A 15,597-nucleotide genomic window follows, 5' to 3' on the forward strand; every position below is an offset into this window, starting at 1 on the left:
CCAACAAACTCGCATTCACTGACAGTTAATTTCTTAACTGTGTGTTTGCTCTAAAACAGGTCTTTCGACCCACCTCAAAGCACCCACACTTATCGATTGTCCAAGTTTTTAAAGATCATCGAAGCGCTTCGCTTCGATTGTTTCGCTTACCGCACCGCGTTCAGCGAAGGTGCGCATTCTACAGCACCGTTTCTTGTTGTCAAGCATTTTTTGAAATTTCTTCAAAACCACTCAACAACCAGAAAATCACCTCCAAACACCCCAGAAAAAGCGCTAACCCATTGATTAATCACTTTTTTCCAGAACCGCTCAGCGGCAACGAGCTGCGCATTCTACAGCATCTAAATCCGATGTCAACCGCGATTTGTGGTTTTTTTGGCGAGAAAAATCCAAAAGAACCACAAACCCTGAAAAAACACTTACTTAACAGAAATCCGGGCAAACTTGCGCTTGCCGACCTGAAGGACCACGGTAGCACCAACGGGCAATAGCAGCCCCTTGTCACTGACCTTTTCACCATCTGCCTTGACCCCGCCCTGGGCAATCATGCGAATGGCTTCGGAGGTACTGGCAGTCAGCCCGGCCTGTTTCAGCACCTGCAGAACGGACAGCCCTTCGGCCGTTTCGGACTGCAGCACGAACTCAGGCATCTCATCCGGGATGGCCCCCTGACGGAAGCGGGCTTCGAAGTCAGCCAGCGCTGCCTCGGCCGCCTGGGCACCATGGAAGCGGGCGACAATCTCCTGGGCCAGGGCAACCTTCACGTCCCTGGGGTTGGCACCATTTTCCACATCCCGCTTGAATGCAGCGATCTCGCCTTCACTCCGGAAGGAGAGCAGATCGAAATAGCGCCACATCAGCGTGTCGGAGACCGACATGAGCTTGCCGAAGATTTCCTGGGGTGCCTCGTAAATCCCCACATAGTTACCCAGGGACTTGGACATCTTGTTGACGCCGTCCAGGCCTTCGAGCAGGGGAACCGTCAGTACACATTGGGGCGACTGGCCATAGTGTTTCTGCAACTCGCGCCCCACCAGGAGATTGAACTTCTGATCAGTCCCCCCCAGTTCCACATCTGCCTTCAAGGCGACGGAGTCATAGCCCTGGCAGAGCGGGTAAAGGAACTCGTGAATGGCGATGGGCTGCCCATTGCCGTAACGCTTGGAAAAATCATCCCGTTCCAGCATGCGGGCCACCGTGTGCTGAGCCGCCAACCGGATCATACCCGATGCCCCCAGCGTCTCGAACCAGGTGGAATTGAAGGCCACCTCCGTTTTTCCCGGGTCGAGAATCTTGAATACCTGCTCCTTATAGGTCCGGGCGTTTTCCAGCACCTGCTCCCGGGAAAGCGGGGGACGGGTCACGTTCTTACCGCTGGGGTCGCCGATCATCCCGGTGAAGTCCCCGATCAGGAACACCACCTGATGCCCCAGTTCCTGGAAATGGCGCAGCTTGTTGATCAGCACCGTGTGCCCCAGGTGCAGGTCGGGAGCCGTGGGATCGAACCCGGCTTTTACCCTGAGCGGCCGCCCCGTCTTCAGCTTTTCGACGAGCTCAGACTCGACCAGCAGTTCATCACATCCGCGCTTGATCAAACGCAGGCTGTTATCCAGATCCGACATTTACAATTTCTCCGTCATTTTCCCGAACCGGGGGCCGGTACGCTTTGCTAAAATCCCGTGCTTTACCAGCCAGCTCGTTGCAACAATGATTAAGCGCGGCATTCTAAACCACCCACCCAAATTCCTCGACCGCCTCATCCGGCACCGCTGGATATTTGCCGGCGTCGGCGCCCTTTCCGCCCTGGGCATGGTTGCAGCAACCGCCGTCACGCCGGGAGGACAACAGCCCCCCAGCGGCCAGGAACGAATCATCGAGCAACTGGAAATCCAGTCCACTGCTCCGCTGCAAGAAGGGAACGACCTATTCCTGCGGGAAGAGCGCATCGCCCGAGGCGATACTTTCGGCAGCCTGATCGCCCGCCTGGGGATACAGGATGACGAGGCGAAGCGCTACATCCTTTCCAGCAGCGAACTACAGCACCTGCATCGCCAGCTTGTCCCCGGCCGCACGGTCTCGGCCCGCACCACCGAAACGGGAGAACTGGTCGCCCTGTACTTCCCCATGAATGGCGGCGACACCGTAACCATCGTGGAGCGCCAGCAAGGCAGACTTCAGACCAGCGAACAAACGCTGCAATACGAGACCCACCAGGTCCTCAAGTCCGGGGAAATCCAGCACTCCCTGTTCGGCGCCACCGACGCGGCAAGCATCCCCGACAGCATCGCCATCCAGATGGCCGAGATTTTCTCCGCCGACATCGACTTTCACCGGGACCTGCGCAAGGGCGACCGCTTCACCCTGGTCTACGAGATGCAGTATTACCGGGGCCAACCGGCTCGCAGCGGCCGCATCCTGTCAGCGGAATTCACCAACGACGGCAACACCTACCAAGCCTTTTATTATGAACAGGACGGCAAGGGTGCCTACTACAGCGCGGACGGCAAGAGCCGCAAAAAAGCCTTCCTGCGCTCCCCTCTGGAGTTTTCCCGGGTCACCTCGGGCTTCTCCATGCGCTTTCACCCCATTCTGAAAACCTGGCGAGCCCACAAGGGCGTGGATTACGGCGCCCCCATCGGTACCAAGGTCCGCGCCACCGGGGACGGGATCGTGGAATTCATCGGCAAGCAAGGGGGTTATGGCAACCTGGTGATCCTGAACCATGCCGGCAACTACCAGACTGCTTACGCCCACATGAACGACTTCCCCAAAGGTTTGCGCAAGGGAAGCCGCGTCAGCCAGGGGGATCTGATCGGTTACGTGGGGAAAACGGGATGGGCCACCGGCCCCCATCTCCACTACGAGTTCCGGATCAAGGGCAACGCAGTGAACCCCCAGTCCATCGCAGTCCCCACCACTGTACCCCTGAACGCGCAGCAGCAGGCCCGATTCCGCAGCCAGGCGGGGGAGCAACTGGCAAAGCTGCAAATGCTGCAAGGCATGCCCCCGGCACGCTTTGAGTGAAACAGCAATTCCCATGAAAAACGGCGCCCGCGGGCGCCGTTTTTCATGGGAATGACCCGGAAACTCAGACAGAGAAAGAGGAGCCGCAACCGCAGGTGGAGGTTGCGTTGGGGTTCCTGATCACGAACTGGGAGCCCTCCAGGCCTTCCGTATAGTCGATCTCGGCCCCCACCAGATACTGGTAGCTCATGGGATCAATCAGCAGCGTGACCCCGGCCTTCTCCAGCTGGGTATCGTCTTCGTTGGCATTCTCGTCGAAGGTGAAGCCGTACTGAAACCCGGAGCAGCCTCCCCCGGTCACAAAAACCCGCAGCTTCAGCTCGGGATTGCCCTCTTCCTCGATCAATTCACGCACCTTCCCGGCGGCGCTATCGGTGAAATTAAGAGGCATGGTCATTTCTTCGCTCATGGAAAACTCCTAAAAAGTGGGGCGATTATGGAAGCAGCCGACAGGCAGGGTCAATGGGATTAGTCGGATTTTTCCGGGATAGGTTCCTTGGCCAGCAGCAGCCGCCCTTCTATCACCGCCCCCTGGTGCATCTCGATGGAAGCGTACTCCACATCGCCGACGATCCTGGCCTTGGGCTGCATCTCGAGGAACTCGGTAACCCTGACGGGGCCCGTGATGGTGCCGTTGATGACCAGATGCCCGACACAAACATCCCCATCCACCTTGGCATGTTCACTCAGCACCAGCTTGGAGGGCCCGGACTCCGCGATCACCCGGCCACTGATCTCCCCATCCACATGCAAGCCCCCGGTAAAGCGGAGCACCCCCTCGATACGGGTTCCCTTGCCAATCAGGCTGTCGATCTGGCTTACCCCCCCGTTACCCTTCTTCGTGAACATGTTGTCTCCTACAAAGTGAATACAGTACTGGCCCTGAGCGTACGCCCCTGCATCAGGCGCAATTCAGCCTTTTTCAGGCGATCACCGGGCTTCAACTCAAGAACCCCTTCCTTGCGCACCCAATGCCGGGTCTTGACGGCCAGATCACCCGCCTCCTGATTACGCTCCGGGAAAGACTGGAGCACCTCCTTGCCATCCCGCACCAGGGTCAGGACAAACTGCAAGGAAGCGGAAAATTCCTGGGGCTGACGCCCCGACTGGTAACCCACCAGAACACTGAAGCGGTAACGCTGAGGCGAAGAGGGATCCTGCCGCAACACCAGCCTGTCCAGGCGCACCTCGCCCTCCCGGGCACCCACGGGAACCAGGCGCATGAAATAGGCCAGATCGTCCTTGAGGACCGCGTGATCCCCCGCCAGCACGCGCAACTCATCAGCCAGCTGGCGGTTGGCGCTGTGAGTCATCTCCAGGCTGCTCAGGGCACCGCCCCCCTGAACCACCTGCATTTCCAGCTGCGCCAGGCGCTCCTGCAAGGCCTCCACATCCCGCACCTCGGGACCCCGCAAGGCATGGGCGAGCAGATAGATCAAGGATGCGAGGAGCAAAGCCGCTGCGGCTCCCCCTAGGGCGTAGACATAATTCGCGAAGCGCGGGCGCACCTCAAGCTGGGGAGCGCGCAACCCCAGCCGGTGCCGGAAACGCTTGAGCCTCAAAACCACGCGCCAACCACCAGGCACCGCCTGCTTGTGCCAACACCCATCATTCCCGACGAACTGCATGCGGCTTCGCTCATTCCCATGACGCCTGTCTTTCCAAGAAGGGGGCCATGATAACCGCTAAGGCACAAAATAAAAAAGCCGCCAAGGAACTGGCGGCTTTTTGCTGAAGCGCAGGGATATCAGCGCTTGGAGAATTGCTTGCGGCGACGGGCCTTGTGGAAACCAACCTTCTTCCGTTCCACTTCACGGGCATCGCGGGTAACGAAACCAGCCTTGGACAGGGAAGACTTCAGGTTTGCATCGAACTCGATCAGGGCGCGGGTGATACCGTGGCGCACGGCACCGGCCTGACCGGATTCACCACCACCAGTCACATTGACCTTGATGTCAAAGCCTTCGAGCTGATTCACCAGCTCCAGGGGTTGACGCACGATCATGCGGCCGGTTTCCCGGGAGAAGAACACGTCCAGGGGCTTGCCGTTCACAACGATGGCACCGGAACCGCGCTTCATGAACACACGAGCCACGGCGCTCTTGCGACGACCCGTACCGTAGTAATAGCTAACAGCCATGTCTTAATCCTCAGATTTCCAGAGCCTTGGGCTGCTGGGCAGTGTGCGGATGCTGGGCGCCGGCGTAGCACTTCAGCTTCTTCAGCATGGCGTAACCGAGAGGACCCTTGGGCAGCATACCCTTGACGGCCTTTTCCAGGGCGCGACCGGGGAAACGTTGCTGCATCTTCTTGAAGTTGGTTTCGTAGATACCGCCGGGATAACCGGAGTGACGGTAGTACTTCTTGTCTTCTGCCTTGTTACCGGTCACCCGCAGCTTTTCCACATTGGTCACGACGATGAAATCGCCGGTATCAACGTGGGGAGTGTAAATGGCTTTGTGCTTGCCGCGCAGGCGGTGAGCAATTTCGGTGGCGAGGCGGCCGAGCACCTTGTCTGTGGCATCCACCACAAACCACTCGCGCTTCACCTCATGTGGTTTGGCGGAAAAAGTTTTCATCGACGGCGTTCCTTTGCCCACAAAAATTCAAAGAGGCGTGATTCTATGAGATAGTTCAAGCCCGTGTCAAACTTATTTCCAACATTCAAGATACGGAACACCGAGAACAGCACCCCATGGCCCAGGAAATCGAACTCAAACTGGCATTGCCGGTACGCCTCGCACCCCGCTTAAGGCAACTGAAAATCCTGCAATCCCTTGCCACACAGAAGCGCTGCATCCGCAATATCTACCTGGACACCCCGGAGCAGACCCTGCGGCAACAGAAAATCGCCCTGCGGCGCCGGCAGATCGGTTCCCAGTGGCTGCTCACCATCAAGACCGCCAGCAGTTCCCGGCAGGGGCTCTCCCGACGGCTGGAGTGGGAATACCCCCAGCCCCCCGACCGCCTGGACTTCAGCCCGGTGGAAGATGGTGCCATCCGACAGCAACTGGAACAACTGGCGCCCGGACTGAAGCTGGCCTTCCGCACCGACTTCGTGCGCCAGACCTGGGAACTGCGACAGGGCAACAGCAGCGTGGAACTGGCACTGGACCTGGGCTACATCCGCAGCAGCCACGCCAGGACCCCGATCCACGAACTGGAACTGGAGCTGCTGCAAGGGGAAGAAGAGGCCCTGGCGGAGCTCTCGGCCAGCCTGCAGCAGCAACTCCCCCTGACACCGCTTGATCTGAGCAAGGCCGCCCGCGGCTATGCCCTGCTTGATGCCGGGACCACAAAACCCTGAAAGCCTGCCTGTAAGCATCCTGTCATGTTCGGCGACTAGGATGGCGCCCCCATAAGGAAACCAAAAGGAGACACTTATGGACCTCTTGCTCTGGCGCCACGCCGAAGCCGAGGAAGGCAGCAACGATCTGCAGCGCCCCCTGACCGCCCGGGGCGAGAAGCAGGCCAGAGCCATGGCCGCCTGGCTCCACGAACACCGCCCCAAGAACCTGCGCATCATCGCCAGCCCGGCTGTACGCACCCAACAGACGGCGGCGGCCCTGGACCTGCCCTTCGAAACCCATCGCCAGCTGGGCCCGGAAGCCCTGGTTTCGGACCTCATCGCCGTATCCGGCTGGCCCGACGCGGCCGGCGCCACCCTGATCGTGGGCCACCAGCCCGCCCTGGGCCAGATGGCCTCCCTGCTGCTGGCAGGCAGCGAAGCCAACTGGACCATCAAGAAAGGCGCCCTGTGGTGGTTCACCAACCGGGTCCGGGCCGGGGAGACCCAGACCGTGCTGCGCGCCGTGATCCCCGCCGACCTCTCACGCTGAAGGCAAAGGAAAAGCCCCGGGGCCCGGATGGGCCCGCGGGGCTTGCTGAACTGCAGCTTAGCCCGGCGGGCAGCCGGGCCAGCACAACCTCCTAGACTTCCACCCCGGCCGCATGGGCCTGCTGGTCAGCCCAGTAGGAGCTTCTGACCATGGGCGCACAGGCAGCGCCGGTAAAGCCCATCTTCTTGGCCTCCGCCTCGTACATCTTGAAGGTATCCGGCGGCACGTAGCGGGTCACCGGCAGGTGATGCCCCGAGGGCGCCAGATACTGGCCGATGGTCAGCATCTCCACATCGTGGGCGCGCAGGTCGCGCATCACACCGAGGATTTCCTCGTCGGTTTCCCCCAGCCCCACCATCAGGCCGGACTTGGTGGGGATGTGCGGGTAACGGGCCTTGAACTGCTTGAGGAATTGCAGGGAGTGCTCGTAGTCGGCGCCGGGCCGGGCCTGCTTGTAGAGGCGGGGCACCGTTTCCATGTTGTGGTTGAGCACGTCGGGCAGCCCCTGGCCCAGGACGTCGATGGCAATCTCCATGCGCCCCCGGAAATCGGGCACCAGGGTTTCGATGGTGGTGCTGGGGCTGGTGCCGCGCACGGCCTGGATCACGTTCACGAAATGCTGGGCGCCACCGTCGCGCAGATCGTCCCGGTCCACGCTGGTGATGACTACGTAGCGGAGTTTCAGCTGGGCGACGGACTGGGCCAGATGGGCGGGTTCGTTTTCATCCGGCGGCAGGGGCTTGCCGTGGCCCACATCACAGAAGGGACAGCGGCGGGTGCAGATGTCCCCCAGGATCATGAAGGTGGCAGTCCCCCGACCGAAACACTCGCCGATATTGGGGCAGGCGGCTTCTTCACAGACCGTATGCAGCTTCTGCTCCCGCAGCATGCGCTTGATCTCGCCGAAACGGCCGTCGGCATTGCCCGCCTTGACGCGGATCCAGCTGGGTTTACGCAGCGGCTCGTCCACGGGGACGATCTTGATGGGGATGCGGGCGGTCTTCAGTTCGCCTTTTTGCTTGACGCCTTGTTCGGCCATTCAGGTGTGCTCCGGTGGCTGTAGCTGTTGGATCAGATGCTGGCAAAGGGCCTCACCGGCCTCTGCTGGAGTGAGGGCGATATTGTGGTCCCGGGTCTGGGTCACCGCCAAGCCCGGATAGCCGCAGGGATTGATGGCGGCAAACGGGGAGAGGTCCATGTCCACGTTGAGACTGAGGCCATGGTAGGTGCAGCCGTTCTTCACCCGCAGACCCAGGGCGGCGATCTTGGCCCCTTCGCCCCGGGCGCCCAGATAGACCCCGGGAGCCCCCTCGCGGCGGTTCACCGTCAGACCGTGCCCGGCAAGCAGGTCAATGATGGCCTGCTCGATCTTGCTGACCATCTCGCGCACTTTCAGCTTCATCCGGTGCAGGTCCAGGAGCAGGTAGATCACCACCTGGCCGGGGCCGTGGTAGGTGACCTGTCCGCCCCGGTCGATCTTGACGACGGGGATGCCCACATCCTGGAGGATGTGCTCGGGCTTGCCGGCCTGGCCCAGGGTAAACACGGGCGGATGCTCGACGAGCCAGAGCTCGTCGGGAGTTTCCGGGTTGCGGCTGGCGGTGAAGGCCTGCATGGCCTCCCAGGTGGGCACATAGTCCACCCGGCCCAGGCGGCGGATGGCCAGGCTCATCTCAGAGCACGACCTTGACCAGGGGATGGCCGGTGAGCTCCATGTACAGGGCATCGAGCATGGGACGGGAGGTGGCGGTGACGGTACAGGTGAGGCTCACGTATTTGCCGCCGGAGCTGGCGCGCATTTCCATGGTGGCCGCCACGAACGCCGGATCATGGCGGCTGACGATCTCCAGCACTGCGTCGGCCAGGCTGTCCTCGGCCTTGCCCATGATCTTCAGGGGAAAGGCGCAGGGATATTCGATCAGGGAGTCCTGCTCGACGGGGGGCTGCAAGGCGTTTTCACTCATGTCTCATTACCGTGTTCTTGAATTCCTGGTACCACTGCCACATCCGCCGGGCCAGGGGTCCGGGGCGGCCATCCCCCACAGGCCGACCGTCCAGGGTGGTGATAGCCAGCACTTCCTTGGGGGAAGAGGTCATCCAGACCTCGTCGGCGCTTCTTAGTTCCGCTTCCGGGATTTCCCGGATCTGCACGGGCAGGCCGTGGGCCGCCGCCAGCTCCAGCACCACGTCGTAGGTGATGCCGGGCAGCATCAGGGTGCCCTTGGGGGGCGCCAGGAGCACGCCATCCCTGACGATGAAGATGTTGGCGGCCGTGCCTTCTTTCAAGTAGCCGTCGCGCAACAAAATGGTTTCCGTCACCCCGGCATCCACGGCCTCCTGGCGCAGCAGCACGTTGGGCAGCAGATTCAGGGACTTGATGTCGCAGCGATGCCAGCGGATGTCGGGAGCAGTGATGGCCGCCACCCCCCGCTCCCGCAGCTCGGCCCCAGGGGTCACCAGGGGCATGGCCATGGCAAACACCGTGGGCCGGGTGGGTGCGGGGAAGGGATGATCGCGCTTATCCTCCGCCCCCCGGGTCACCTGCAGGTAGATGGCCCGATCCTGCCAGCCGCAGCAGGCGCCGAGACGGCTGACGATGGCGGCCCAGCCGGCCTCATCCAGGGGATTGTCCAGGCGGATGGCGGCCAGGCTCTCCCCCAGACGGCGCAGATGCTCGCTCTGGCGGAAAGGACGGCCGGAATAGACGGGGATGACTTCATAGACCCCGTCACCGAACAGGAAGCCCCGGTCCAGGGGGGAGATGCGCGCCTCTGCCAGGGGCAGGTACTGGCCGTTCAGATAAACGGTATCGGCAACATAGGTTCCCACGGCGCGCTCCCCGGGCAAAAGCGCCAGCTTACGCGAACCAGAGGCGGATGGTATCGATCAAGCGGGCCAGCCAGCTGCCGGCGGGCACCTCTTCCAGGGCCAGCACCGGATATTCGCCGTAGGGCTTGCCTTCCAGGCTCAGCTTCAGGGTGCCGATCACCTGGCCCTGGCGCACGGGCGCCACCAGGGGCTGCATGGATACCAGCTCGGCCTGCAGCTTGTCGCTGTAGTTCTTGGGCACGGACACCACGAAGTCATTGGCAAAGCCGGCCTTGACCTGGTTCTGGCTGCCCTTCCAGACGCGGAACTCGGACACGGCCTGGTTGGCCCCGTAGAGTTTCACCGCATCGAAGAACTGGTAGCCCCAGTTGAGCAGTTTCAGGGACTCGGAAGCCCGGGCCGCATCGGAATCGGTACCCAGCACCACGGAAAGCAGGCGCCGCTCACCCCGCTTGGCGGAGGAGATCAGGCAGTAGCCAGCGGCCTCGGTATAGCCGGTCTTGACGCCATCCACCGTGGGGTCCAGCCAGAGCAGGCGGTTACGGTTGGGCTGGGTGATGTTGTTGTAGCGGAATTCCTTCATGGAGTAGTACTTGGCGTACTCCTCGGGAAAGTCCCGGATCAGGGCGGTGGCCAGGGTGGCCAGGTCCCGGGCCGTGGTCACGTGCTCCGGGTCGGGCAGGCCCGTGGCGTTCTTGAAGTGGGAGGCCTTCATGCCCAGGCGCTCGGCTTCCTTGTTCATCAACAGGGCAAAAGCTTCCTCGCTGCCGGCGATGGCCTCGGCCAGGGCCACACAGGCATCGTTGCCGGACTGGACGATCATGCCCTTGATCAGTTCCTCCACCGGCACCTGATCACCCACCTTGATGAACATCTTGGAGCCGCCGGTGCGCCAGGAGCGTTCGGACACGGGCACGCTCTGCTCCAGGGCCAGGGTCTTCTGACGGATGGCCGAGAAGGTCAGGTAGGCCGTCATCAGCTTGGTGAGGGAAGCGGGCTCCAGGCGCTCATCGGGTTTTTCAGCGGTGAGGAACTGGTTGGAGCCGGATTCCACCAGCACCCATGAACGGGCGGCGAGGGCGGGGGACTGGGGGGTCTGCTGAGCCTGGGCGGCGGAAATCAGGCCCAGGCAGGTGCACAGGACAAACAGGGGTTGCAGCAGGAATTTCATCGGAAGCCAGGGAGGGAGGGTTGTCTGGGCGGTCGATTATACCGCCCCGCCCTCCCCCTCACGGCCGGCTGTTTTGCAACAGTTATTGACCGCCGCCGCTGCCACAGCCGGACTTGCAGCCCAGCTTGCGGAGCAGGATTTCCGGCGGGCAAAAGCCGGTGAAGCCGCTCTGGAACAGGTTCAGCCCCACGAAGGCGGTGAAGGCCAGGAACCAGCGGCTGACGAACAGGGGACTCTCCTCCACCCCCAGGGCCAGGGACAGGAGCACGAAGAATCCGGCCATGCTGCGGATGATGCGTTCTATGGTCATGGGACATGCCTCCGGTGGTAGATGGCGAAATAGAGCACCGGGATAACCACCAGGGTCAGCAGGGTGGAGACCAGGATGCCGAAGATCAGGCTGATGGCCAGGCCGTTGAAGATCGGGTCATCGAGGATGAACAGGGCCCCCAGCATGGCGGCCAGGGCCGTCAGCGCGATGGGCTTGGCGCGTACCGCCGCCGACTGGATGATGGCCTCCTTGAAGTCCATGCCGGTCGCCACCTGCTCCCGGACGAAATCCACGAGCAGGATGGAGTTGCGCACGATGATGCCCGCCAGGGCGATCATGCCGATCATGGAGGTGGCGGTGAACTGGCTGCCCAGCAGGGCGTGACCGGGCATCACGCCGATGATGGTGAGGGGAATCGGCGCCATGATGATGAGCGGCACCACATAGCTCTTGAAATGGGCCACCACCAGCAGGTAGATCAGAATCAGCCCCACCCCGTAGGCCGCGCCCATGTCCCGGAAGGTCTCGTAGGTGATCTGCCACTCCCCGTCCCATTTCAGGGCGTAGCTCGCATAGGGGTCAGCGGGTTGCTGGATGAACCATTCGGACAGGCTGCCGCCCTGGGCCAGGGGCTGGCCCGCCACCTGGCTGCGGATGTCGAACATGCCGTACAGGGGCGAATCCAGCTTGCCCCCCATGTCCCCATAGACATAGACCACGGGCAGCAGGTCCTTGTGATACACGGCCTTCTCCCGCTGCACCCGGCGCACTTCCACCAGCTCCGAGACCGGCACCAGCTGCCCCTCCCGGCTCCTCACCCGGAGTTTCAGCAGGGCCTCCAGCCCGGACTGCTGCTCCGCCGGCAGGGTGACGCGCACGGGAATCTCGAACTTGGAGGAGGTGTTGCGCGCCGGAGTCACATCCTGACCCGCCAGCCCCATGGCCACCACCTCGACAATGTCGCTCTGGGCCACGCCGAGCAGGGCGGCCTTGGCCTGCAGCACGTGCAGCACCACCTTGGGCGCATCCTCATCGATGGAATCGTCGATGGCGACGATGTCCCGGGTTCTTTCGAACACCTGTTTCACGCCCCGGGCCACGGCAATTCGGCCGGCCTCGTCGGGCCCATAGATCTCCGCCACGATGGGCGCCATCACCGGCGGCCCGGGCGGCACTTCCACCACCTTGGCCGAGGCCCCGTAGCGGCGGCCGATGGCCTCGATGGCCTCGCGCACGGAGACGGCCACCTGATGGCTGGAGCGGGAACGGTGGTGCTTGTCGGCCAGGTTCACCTGGATGTCGCCCATGTGGGCCTCGCTGCGCAGGTAATACTGGCGCACCAGGCCATTGAAATTGATGGGGCTGGCCGTGCCCGCGTAGGCCTGGTAGTCGGTCACCTCGGGCACCCGGGCGAGCTCGGCGCCGATTTCCGCCAGCACCCGGGCGGTCTCTTCCACCGGCGTGCCCACGGGCATGTCCAGCACCACCTGGAATTCGCTCTTGTTGTCGAAGGGCAGCATCTTCAGCACCACGAGCTGAAAGTAGGCCAGGGACACGGAACCGAGGATCAGCACCAGCACCGCGAGGCCCAGCTTGGCCCGGGCCCGGCCTCCCGTGGCCTCATCCAGGAAGGGCGGCAGGATGCGGCGGAAATTCCGGTCCAGCCAGGCATCCACCCGGGAGACATGGCCGGAAGCCCCATGGCCGGCGCCCCCGGCGGGGCCGTGGCGCAGCAGTTTGAGGGCCAGCCAGGGCGTGACCACGAAGGCCACCGCCAGGGAAATGGCCATGCCCATGGAGGAATTGATGGGGATGGGGCTCATGTAAGGCCCCATCAGGCCGCTGACGAAGGCCATGGGCAACAGGGCCGCGATCACCGTGAAGGTGGCCAGGATGGTGGGGCCGCCCACCTCGTCCACGGCCGGGGGAATCAGCTCCAGGAGGGACTTGTCCGGATGCAAGCCCATGTGCCGGTGAATGTTCTCCACCACCACGATGGCGTCGTCCACCAGGATGCCGATGGAGAAGATCAGGGCGAACAGGGAAACCCGGTTCAGGGTGAAGCCCCAGGCCCAGGAGGCAAACAGGGTGGCGGCCAGGGTGAGGGACACGGCCACGCCCACGATCAGGGCCTCGCGCCGCCCCAGGGCGAAGAACACCAGCAGCACCACGAAAGCGGTGGCAAAAATCAGCTTGCCGATCAGTTTCTGGGCCTTCTCGGTGGCAGTTTCGCCGTAGTTGCGGGTCACCGTGACCTGGACGCCTTCGGGAATCACCGTGCCACGCAGCTCGTCCACCCGCTGGAGCACCGCATCGGCCACGTCGGCCGCATTGACCCCGGGCTGCTTGGAGACCTGCAGGGTCACGGCCGGGTAGCTGTGTTCGGCGGGCGCATCCAGGCCCTTGCTGGCCGCCGCCGGGCCGGTACCCAGCCAGACGTAGCGGGAAGGCTGGTCCGCCCCGTCTTCCACCCGGGCCACGTCGGCCAGATAAACCGGCTTGCGCTCGCGCACGGCCACCACCAGCTGGCGCACGTCGGCAGCCGTTTCCAGGTAGGTGCCGGTCTGTACCAGCAGTTCCTGGCCGCCGCTCACCAGGCTGCCCGAGGACTGCAGGGCGTTGGCCACCTTGAGGGCGCCGGCCAGGTCCTGGGGCGTCACCCCGTAGGCATTCATCCGGTCCGCATCCATGGCCACCCGGATCACGTGGTCCGGCCCGCCCAGGGTGGACACGTCCCGGGTGCCGGGAATCCGCTTGAATTCGATCTCGGCGGCCCGGGCCACCTGCTGCAGGTCGAAGGCGGAACGGGTTTCGTCGGGGGTCCAGAAGGTCAGGGCGACGATGGGCACGTCGTCGATGCCCTTGGGCTTGATCACGGGCTCCCCTACTCCCAGGTTGGGCGCCAGCCAGTCCCGGTGGGAATGGATGGTGTCGTAGAGGCGCAGCACCGCATCGTTGTACTTGACCCCTACGTCGAACTGGACGGTGATCACCGCCATGTCGGCCCGGGACACGGAATAGACATGCTCCACCCCATGCATGCGCGCCAGCACCTGCTCGGCAGGCGTGGCCACCAGGTTTTCCACATCCCGGGCCGAGGCGCCGGGGAAGGGAATGAAGACATTGGCCATGGTCACGTCGATCTGGGGCTCCTCCTCCCGGGGCGTCACCAGCACGGCGAACAGGCCCAGCAGCAGGGCCACCAGGGCCAGCAGGGGGGTCATGGGAGAAGCCTGGAAGGCGGCGGTGATACGGCCCGAGAGGCCCAGACGGTCAGGATGCAGGCTCATGGTTCAGCGCCCGGCGGCAGCCTTGAGGGCAATACCGGCCTTGACCGGGTCCAGGGCCACGCTTTCCCCGGCCTTGAGCCCCGCCAGCACCTCGATCTCCCCCTGCCCCACGGCCTCCCCCAGACGCAGCTGGCGCAGGGCCAGGCGGCCCTCCGGCGCGCGCACATAGACCGCCGCCACCTCGCCCCGGCGCAACACCGCCGTGGCCGGCACCGTGAGCTTTTCCGCCTCGCCCAGGATGAAATGCACCCGGGCGAAGGAGCCCGGCAACACCCCTTGCAGGTCCGTCGGCAGATTCACCCGCACCTGGGTCACGTGGGTGGCCGAGTCGGCCATGGGCAGCAGGGTGATGCCGGTGGCGTCCACCCAGCGGGACTGCTCGGGAAACTCCACCCGGGCCTTGAGCCCCCCTTTGAGGCGGGGCAGCTGGTACTGGGGAATGCTGGCGATCACCCGCATCCCGGCCGGGTCATAGACGGTGAACAGGGGCTTGCCGGGCATGGCCATGTCCCCGGGCTCCACGTGGCGCCGGGCCACCAGGCCCGTCAGGGGCGAGAGGATGGTGCCGTGGCTCTGTCCTGCGGCGGCCGCCCCCTGCTGAGCCGCGGCGCTGTCCAGGGCCGCCTTGGCCCGGTCCACCGCCGCCTGGCTGACGAACTTCTGCTTGAACAGGCTGAGGCTGCGCTCGTAATCGGCCTTGGCGTTGAGGTACTGGGCCCGGGCGGCCTGCACCTGCTCGGCGGCCTCGCGGCTGTCGATGCGAGCCAGCAGCTCACCTTTCTTGACCTGGTCGCCCCCGTCTGCCAGCACTTCCACCAGGCGCCCCGCAACCTGGGACGACACCACCGCCTGCTGCACCGCCTCCACCACGCTTTCCACGGGAAAAGTCAGGGCCACCGGATGGGGCCGCACCACCAGGGTGGCCAGCGCTTCTTCGGCATGGGTCGGGGGCGTCACCAGGACGGCGAGGAACAACAGAGGAAGGAGGGGGCGCAGGATGGGCTTCATGAATATAAGCATATTCTGATAATTGCCTTGCGGGCAAGTACGGGCTGGAAGCGGAGCCCAAGCCCCCCGGTGGAACCCCCCTGCCGGACCCGCCCGGCAGGTGCCCGGGAATTCTCCGGCCGGCCGCTTCCCCGGGCAAGGGAAAAGATACGTGAAACCCACAAA

Annotated in this window: 17 protein-coding genes; 3 read left to right on the forward strand and 14 right to left on the reverse strand. The window is 63.4% G+C overall.

The window, feature by feature from the left end:
• Nucleotides 1-419: 419 nt before the first annotated feature.
• Nucleotides 420-1,622 carry a tyrosine--tRNA ligase gene (gene tyrS / locus G474_RS0116620; protein ID WP_026687949.1) on the reverse strand — a complete coding sequence of 401 codons (1,203 nt, stop codon included), beginning with the start codon at nt 1,620-1,622 and terminating at the stop codon, nt 420-422.
• A 187-nt stretch (nt 1,623-1,809) separates the two neighbouring features.
• Here tyrS and G474_RS0116625 point away from each other — a divergent pair, with 187 nt between their 5' ends.
• Nucleotides 1,810-3,024, forward strand: coding sequence for a M23 family metallopeptidase (locus G474_RS0116625; RefSeq protein ID WP_156919316.1), 1,215 nt, complete (start codon nt 1,810-1,812; stop codon nt 3,022-3,024).
• Between the two features lie 64 nt (nt 3,025-3,088).
• On the opposite strand, the gene erpA is transcribed toward G474_RS0116625, so the two are convergent.
• The 5 genes from erpA to rplM form a co-directional block, all read right to left on the reverse strand.
• Complete coding sequence (erpA, locus tag G474_RS0116630) at nt 3,089-3,433, reverse strand: iron-sulfur cluster insertion protein ErpA (RefSeq protein WP_026687951.1); 345 nt, start codon at nt 3,431-3,433, stop codon at nt 3,089-3,091.
• Nucleotides 3,434-3,492: 59 nt separating this feature from the next.
• The gene (locus G474_RS0116635; protein WP_026687952.1) at nt 3,493-3,873 is read right to left on the reverse strand and encodes a bactofilin family protein; all 381 of its coding nucleotides are present in this window, start codon (nt 3,871-3,873) and stop codon (nt 3,493-3,495) included.
• A gap of 8 nt (nt 3,874-3,881) precedes the next feature.
• Nucleotides 3,882-4,478 carry a DUF6776 family protein gene (locus G474_RS0116640; protein WP_156919317.1) on the reverse strand — a complete coding sequence of 199 codons (597 nt, stop codon included), beginning with the start codon at nt 4,476-4,478 and terminating at the stop codon, nt 3,882-3,884.
• A 293-nt stretch (nt 4,479-4,771) separates the two neighbouring features.
• On the reverse strand, nt 4,772-5,164 hold the full coding sequence (rpsI, locus tag G474_RS0116645; RefSeq protein ID WP_026687954.1) for a 30S ribosomal protein S9: 393 nt from the start codon (nt 5,162-5,164) through the stop codon (nt 4,772-4,774).
• 10 nt (nt 5,165-5,174) lie between these two features.
• The gene (rplM, locus tag G474_RS0116650; RefSeq protein ID WP_026687955.1) at nt 5,175-5,603 is read right to left on the reverse strand and encodes a 50S ribosomal protein L13; all 429 of its coding nucleotides are present in this window, start codon (nt 5,601-5,603) and stop codon (nt 5,175-5,177) included.
• Nucleotides 5,604-5,719: 116 nt separating this feature from the next.
• Between rplM and G474_RS21330 the strand changes: the two genes are divergently transcribed.
• Together G474_RS21330 and G474_RS0116660 are read left to right on the forward strand one after the other, a co-directional pair.
• Nucleotides 5,720-6,331 carry a CYTH domain-containing protein gene (locus G474_RS21330; RefSeq protein WP_043464990.1) on the forward strand — a complete coding sequence of 204 codons (612 nt, stop codon included), beginning with the start codon at nt 5,720-5,722 and terminating at the stop codon, nt 6,329-6,331.
• A 76-nt stretch (nt 6,332-6,407) separates the two neighbouring features.
• Nucleotides 6,408-6,863, forward strand: coding sequence for a SixA phosphatase family protein (locus G474_RS0116660; RefSeq protein ID WP_026687956.1), 456 nt, complete (start codon nt 6,408-6,410; stop codon nt 6,861-6,863).
• Between the two features lie 91 nt (nt 6,864-6,954).
• On the opposite strand, the gene lipA is transcribed toward G474_RS0116660, so the two are convergent.
• From lipA to G474_RS0116700, 8 genes are all read right to left on the reverse strand, one after another.
• On the reverse strand, nt 6,955-7,902 hold the full coding sequence (lipA, locus tag G474_RS0116665) for a lipoyl synthase (RefSeq protein ID WP_026687957.1): 948 nt from the start codon (nt 7,900-7,902) through the stop codon (nt 6,955-6,957).
• A complete protein-coding gene (gene lipB, locus G474_RS0116670) occupies nt 7,903-8,535 on the reverse strand; it encodes a lipoyl(octanoyl) transferase LipB (RefSeq protein WP_026687958.1) in 633 nt (210 codons plus the stop codon).
• 1 nt (nt 8,536) lies between these two features.
• A complete protein-coding gene (locus tag G474_RS0116675) occupies nt 8,537-8,827 on the reverse strand; it encodes an HP0495 family protein (protein ID WP_026687959.1) in 291 nt (96 codons plus the stop codon).
• Nucleotides 8,820-9,692, reverse strand: coding sequence for a D-amino acid aminotransferase (locus G474_RS0116680; RefSeq protein ID WP_026687960.1), 873 nt, complete (start codon nt 9,690-9,692; stop codon nt 8,820-8,822). The genes G474_RS0116675 and G474_RS0116680 overlap by 8 nt, the downstream gene beginning before the upstream one ends.
• Before the next feature lie 28 nt (nt 9,693-9,720).
• Entirely contained in the window at nt 9,721-10,863 is a 1,143-nt protein-coding gene (locus G474_RS0116685) for a D-alanyl-D-alanine carboxypeptidase family protein (protein ID WP_026687961.1), read from the reverse strand.
• A gap of 82 nt (nt 10,864-10,945) precedes the next feature.
• Entirely contained in the window at nt 10,946-11,173 is a 228-nt protein-coding gene (locus G474_RS0116690) for a YgaP family membrane protein (RefSeq protein ID WP_026687962.1), read from the reverse strand.
• Nucleotides 11,170-14,424 carry an efflux RND transporter permease subunit gene (locus tag G474_RS0116695; protein ID WP_026687963.1) on the reverse strand — a complete coding sequence of 1,085 codons (3,255 nt, stop codon included), beginning with the start codon at nt 14,422-14,424 and terminating at the stop codon, nt 11,170-11,172. Before G474_RS0116695 ends, G474_RS0116690 begins: the two co-directional genes overlap by 4 nt.
• 3 nt (nt 14,425-14,427) lie before the next feature.
• Nucleotides 14,428-15,432, reverse strand: a complete 1,005-nt coding sequence (locus G474_RS0116700; protein WP_245589390.1) for an efflux RND transporter periplasmic adaptor subunit — start codon at nt 15,430-15,432, stop codon at nt 14,428-14,430.
• Between the last annotated feature and the right edge of the window lie 165 nt (nt 15,433-15,597).

Origin of the sequence: Azovibrio restrictus DSM 23866 (genome assembly GCF_000429665.1) — a bacterium.
Taxonomy (GTDB): domain Bacteria; phylum Pseudomonadota; class Gammaproteobacteria; order Burkholderiales; family Rhodocyclaceae; genus Azovibrio; species Azovibrio restrictus.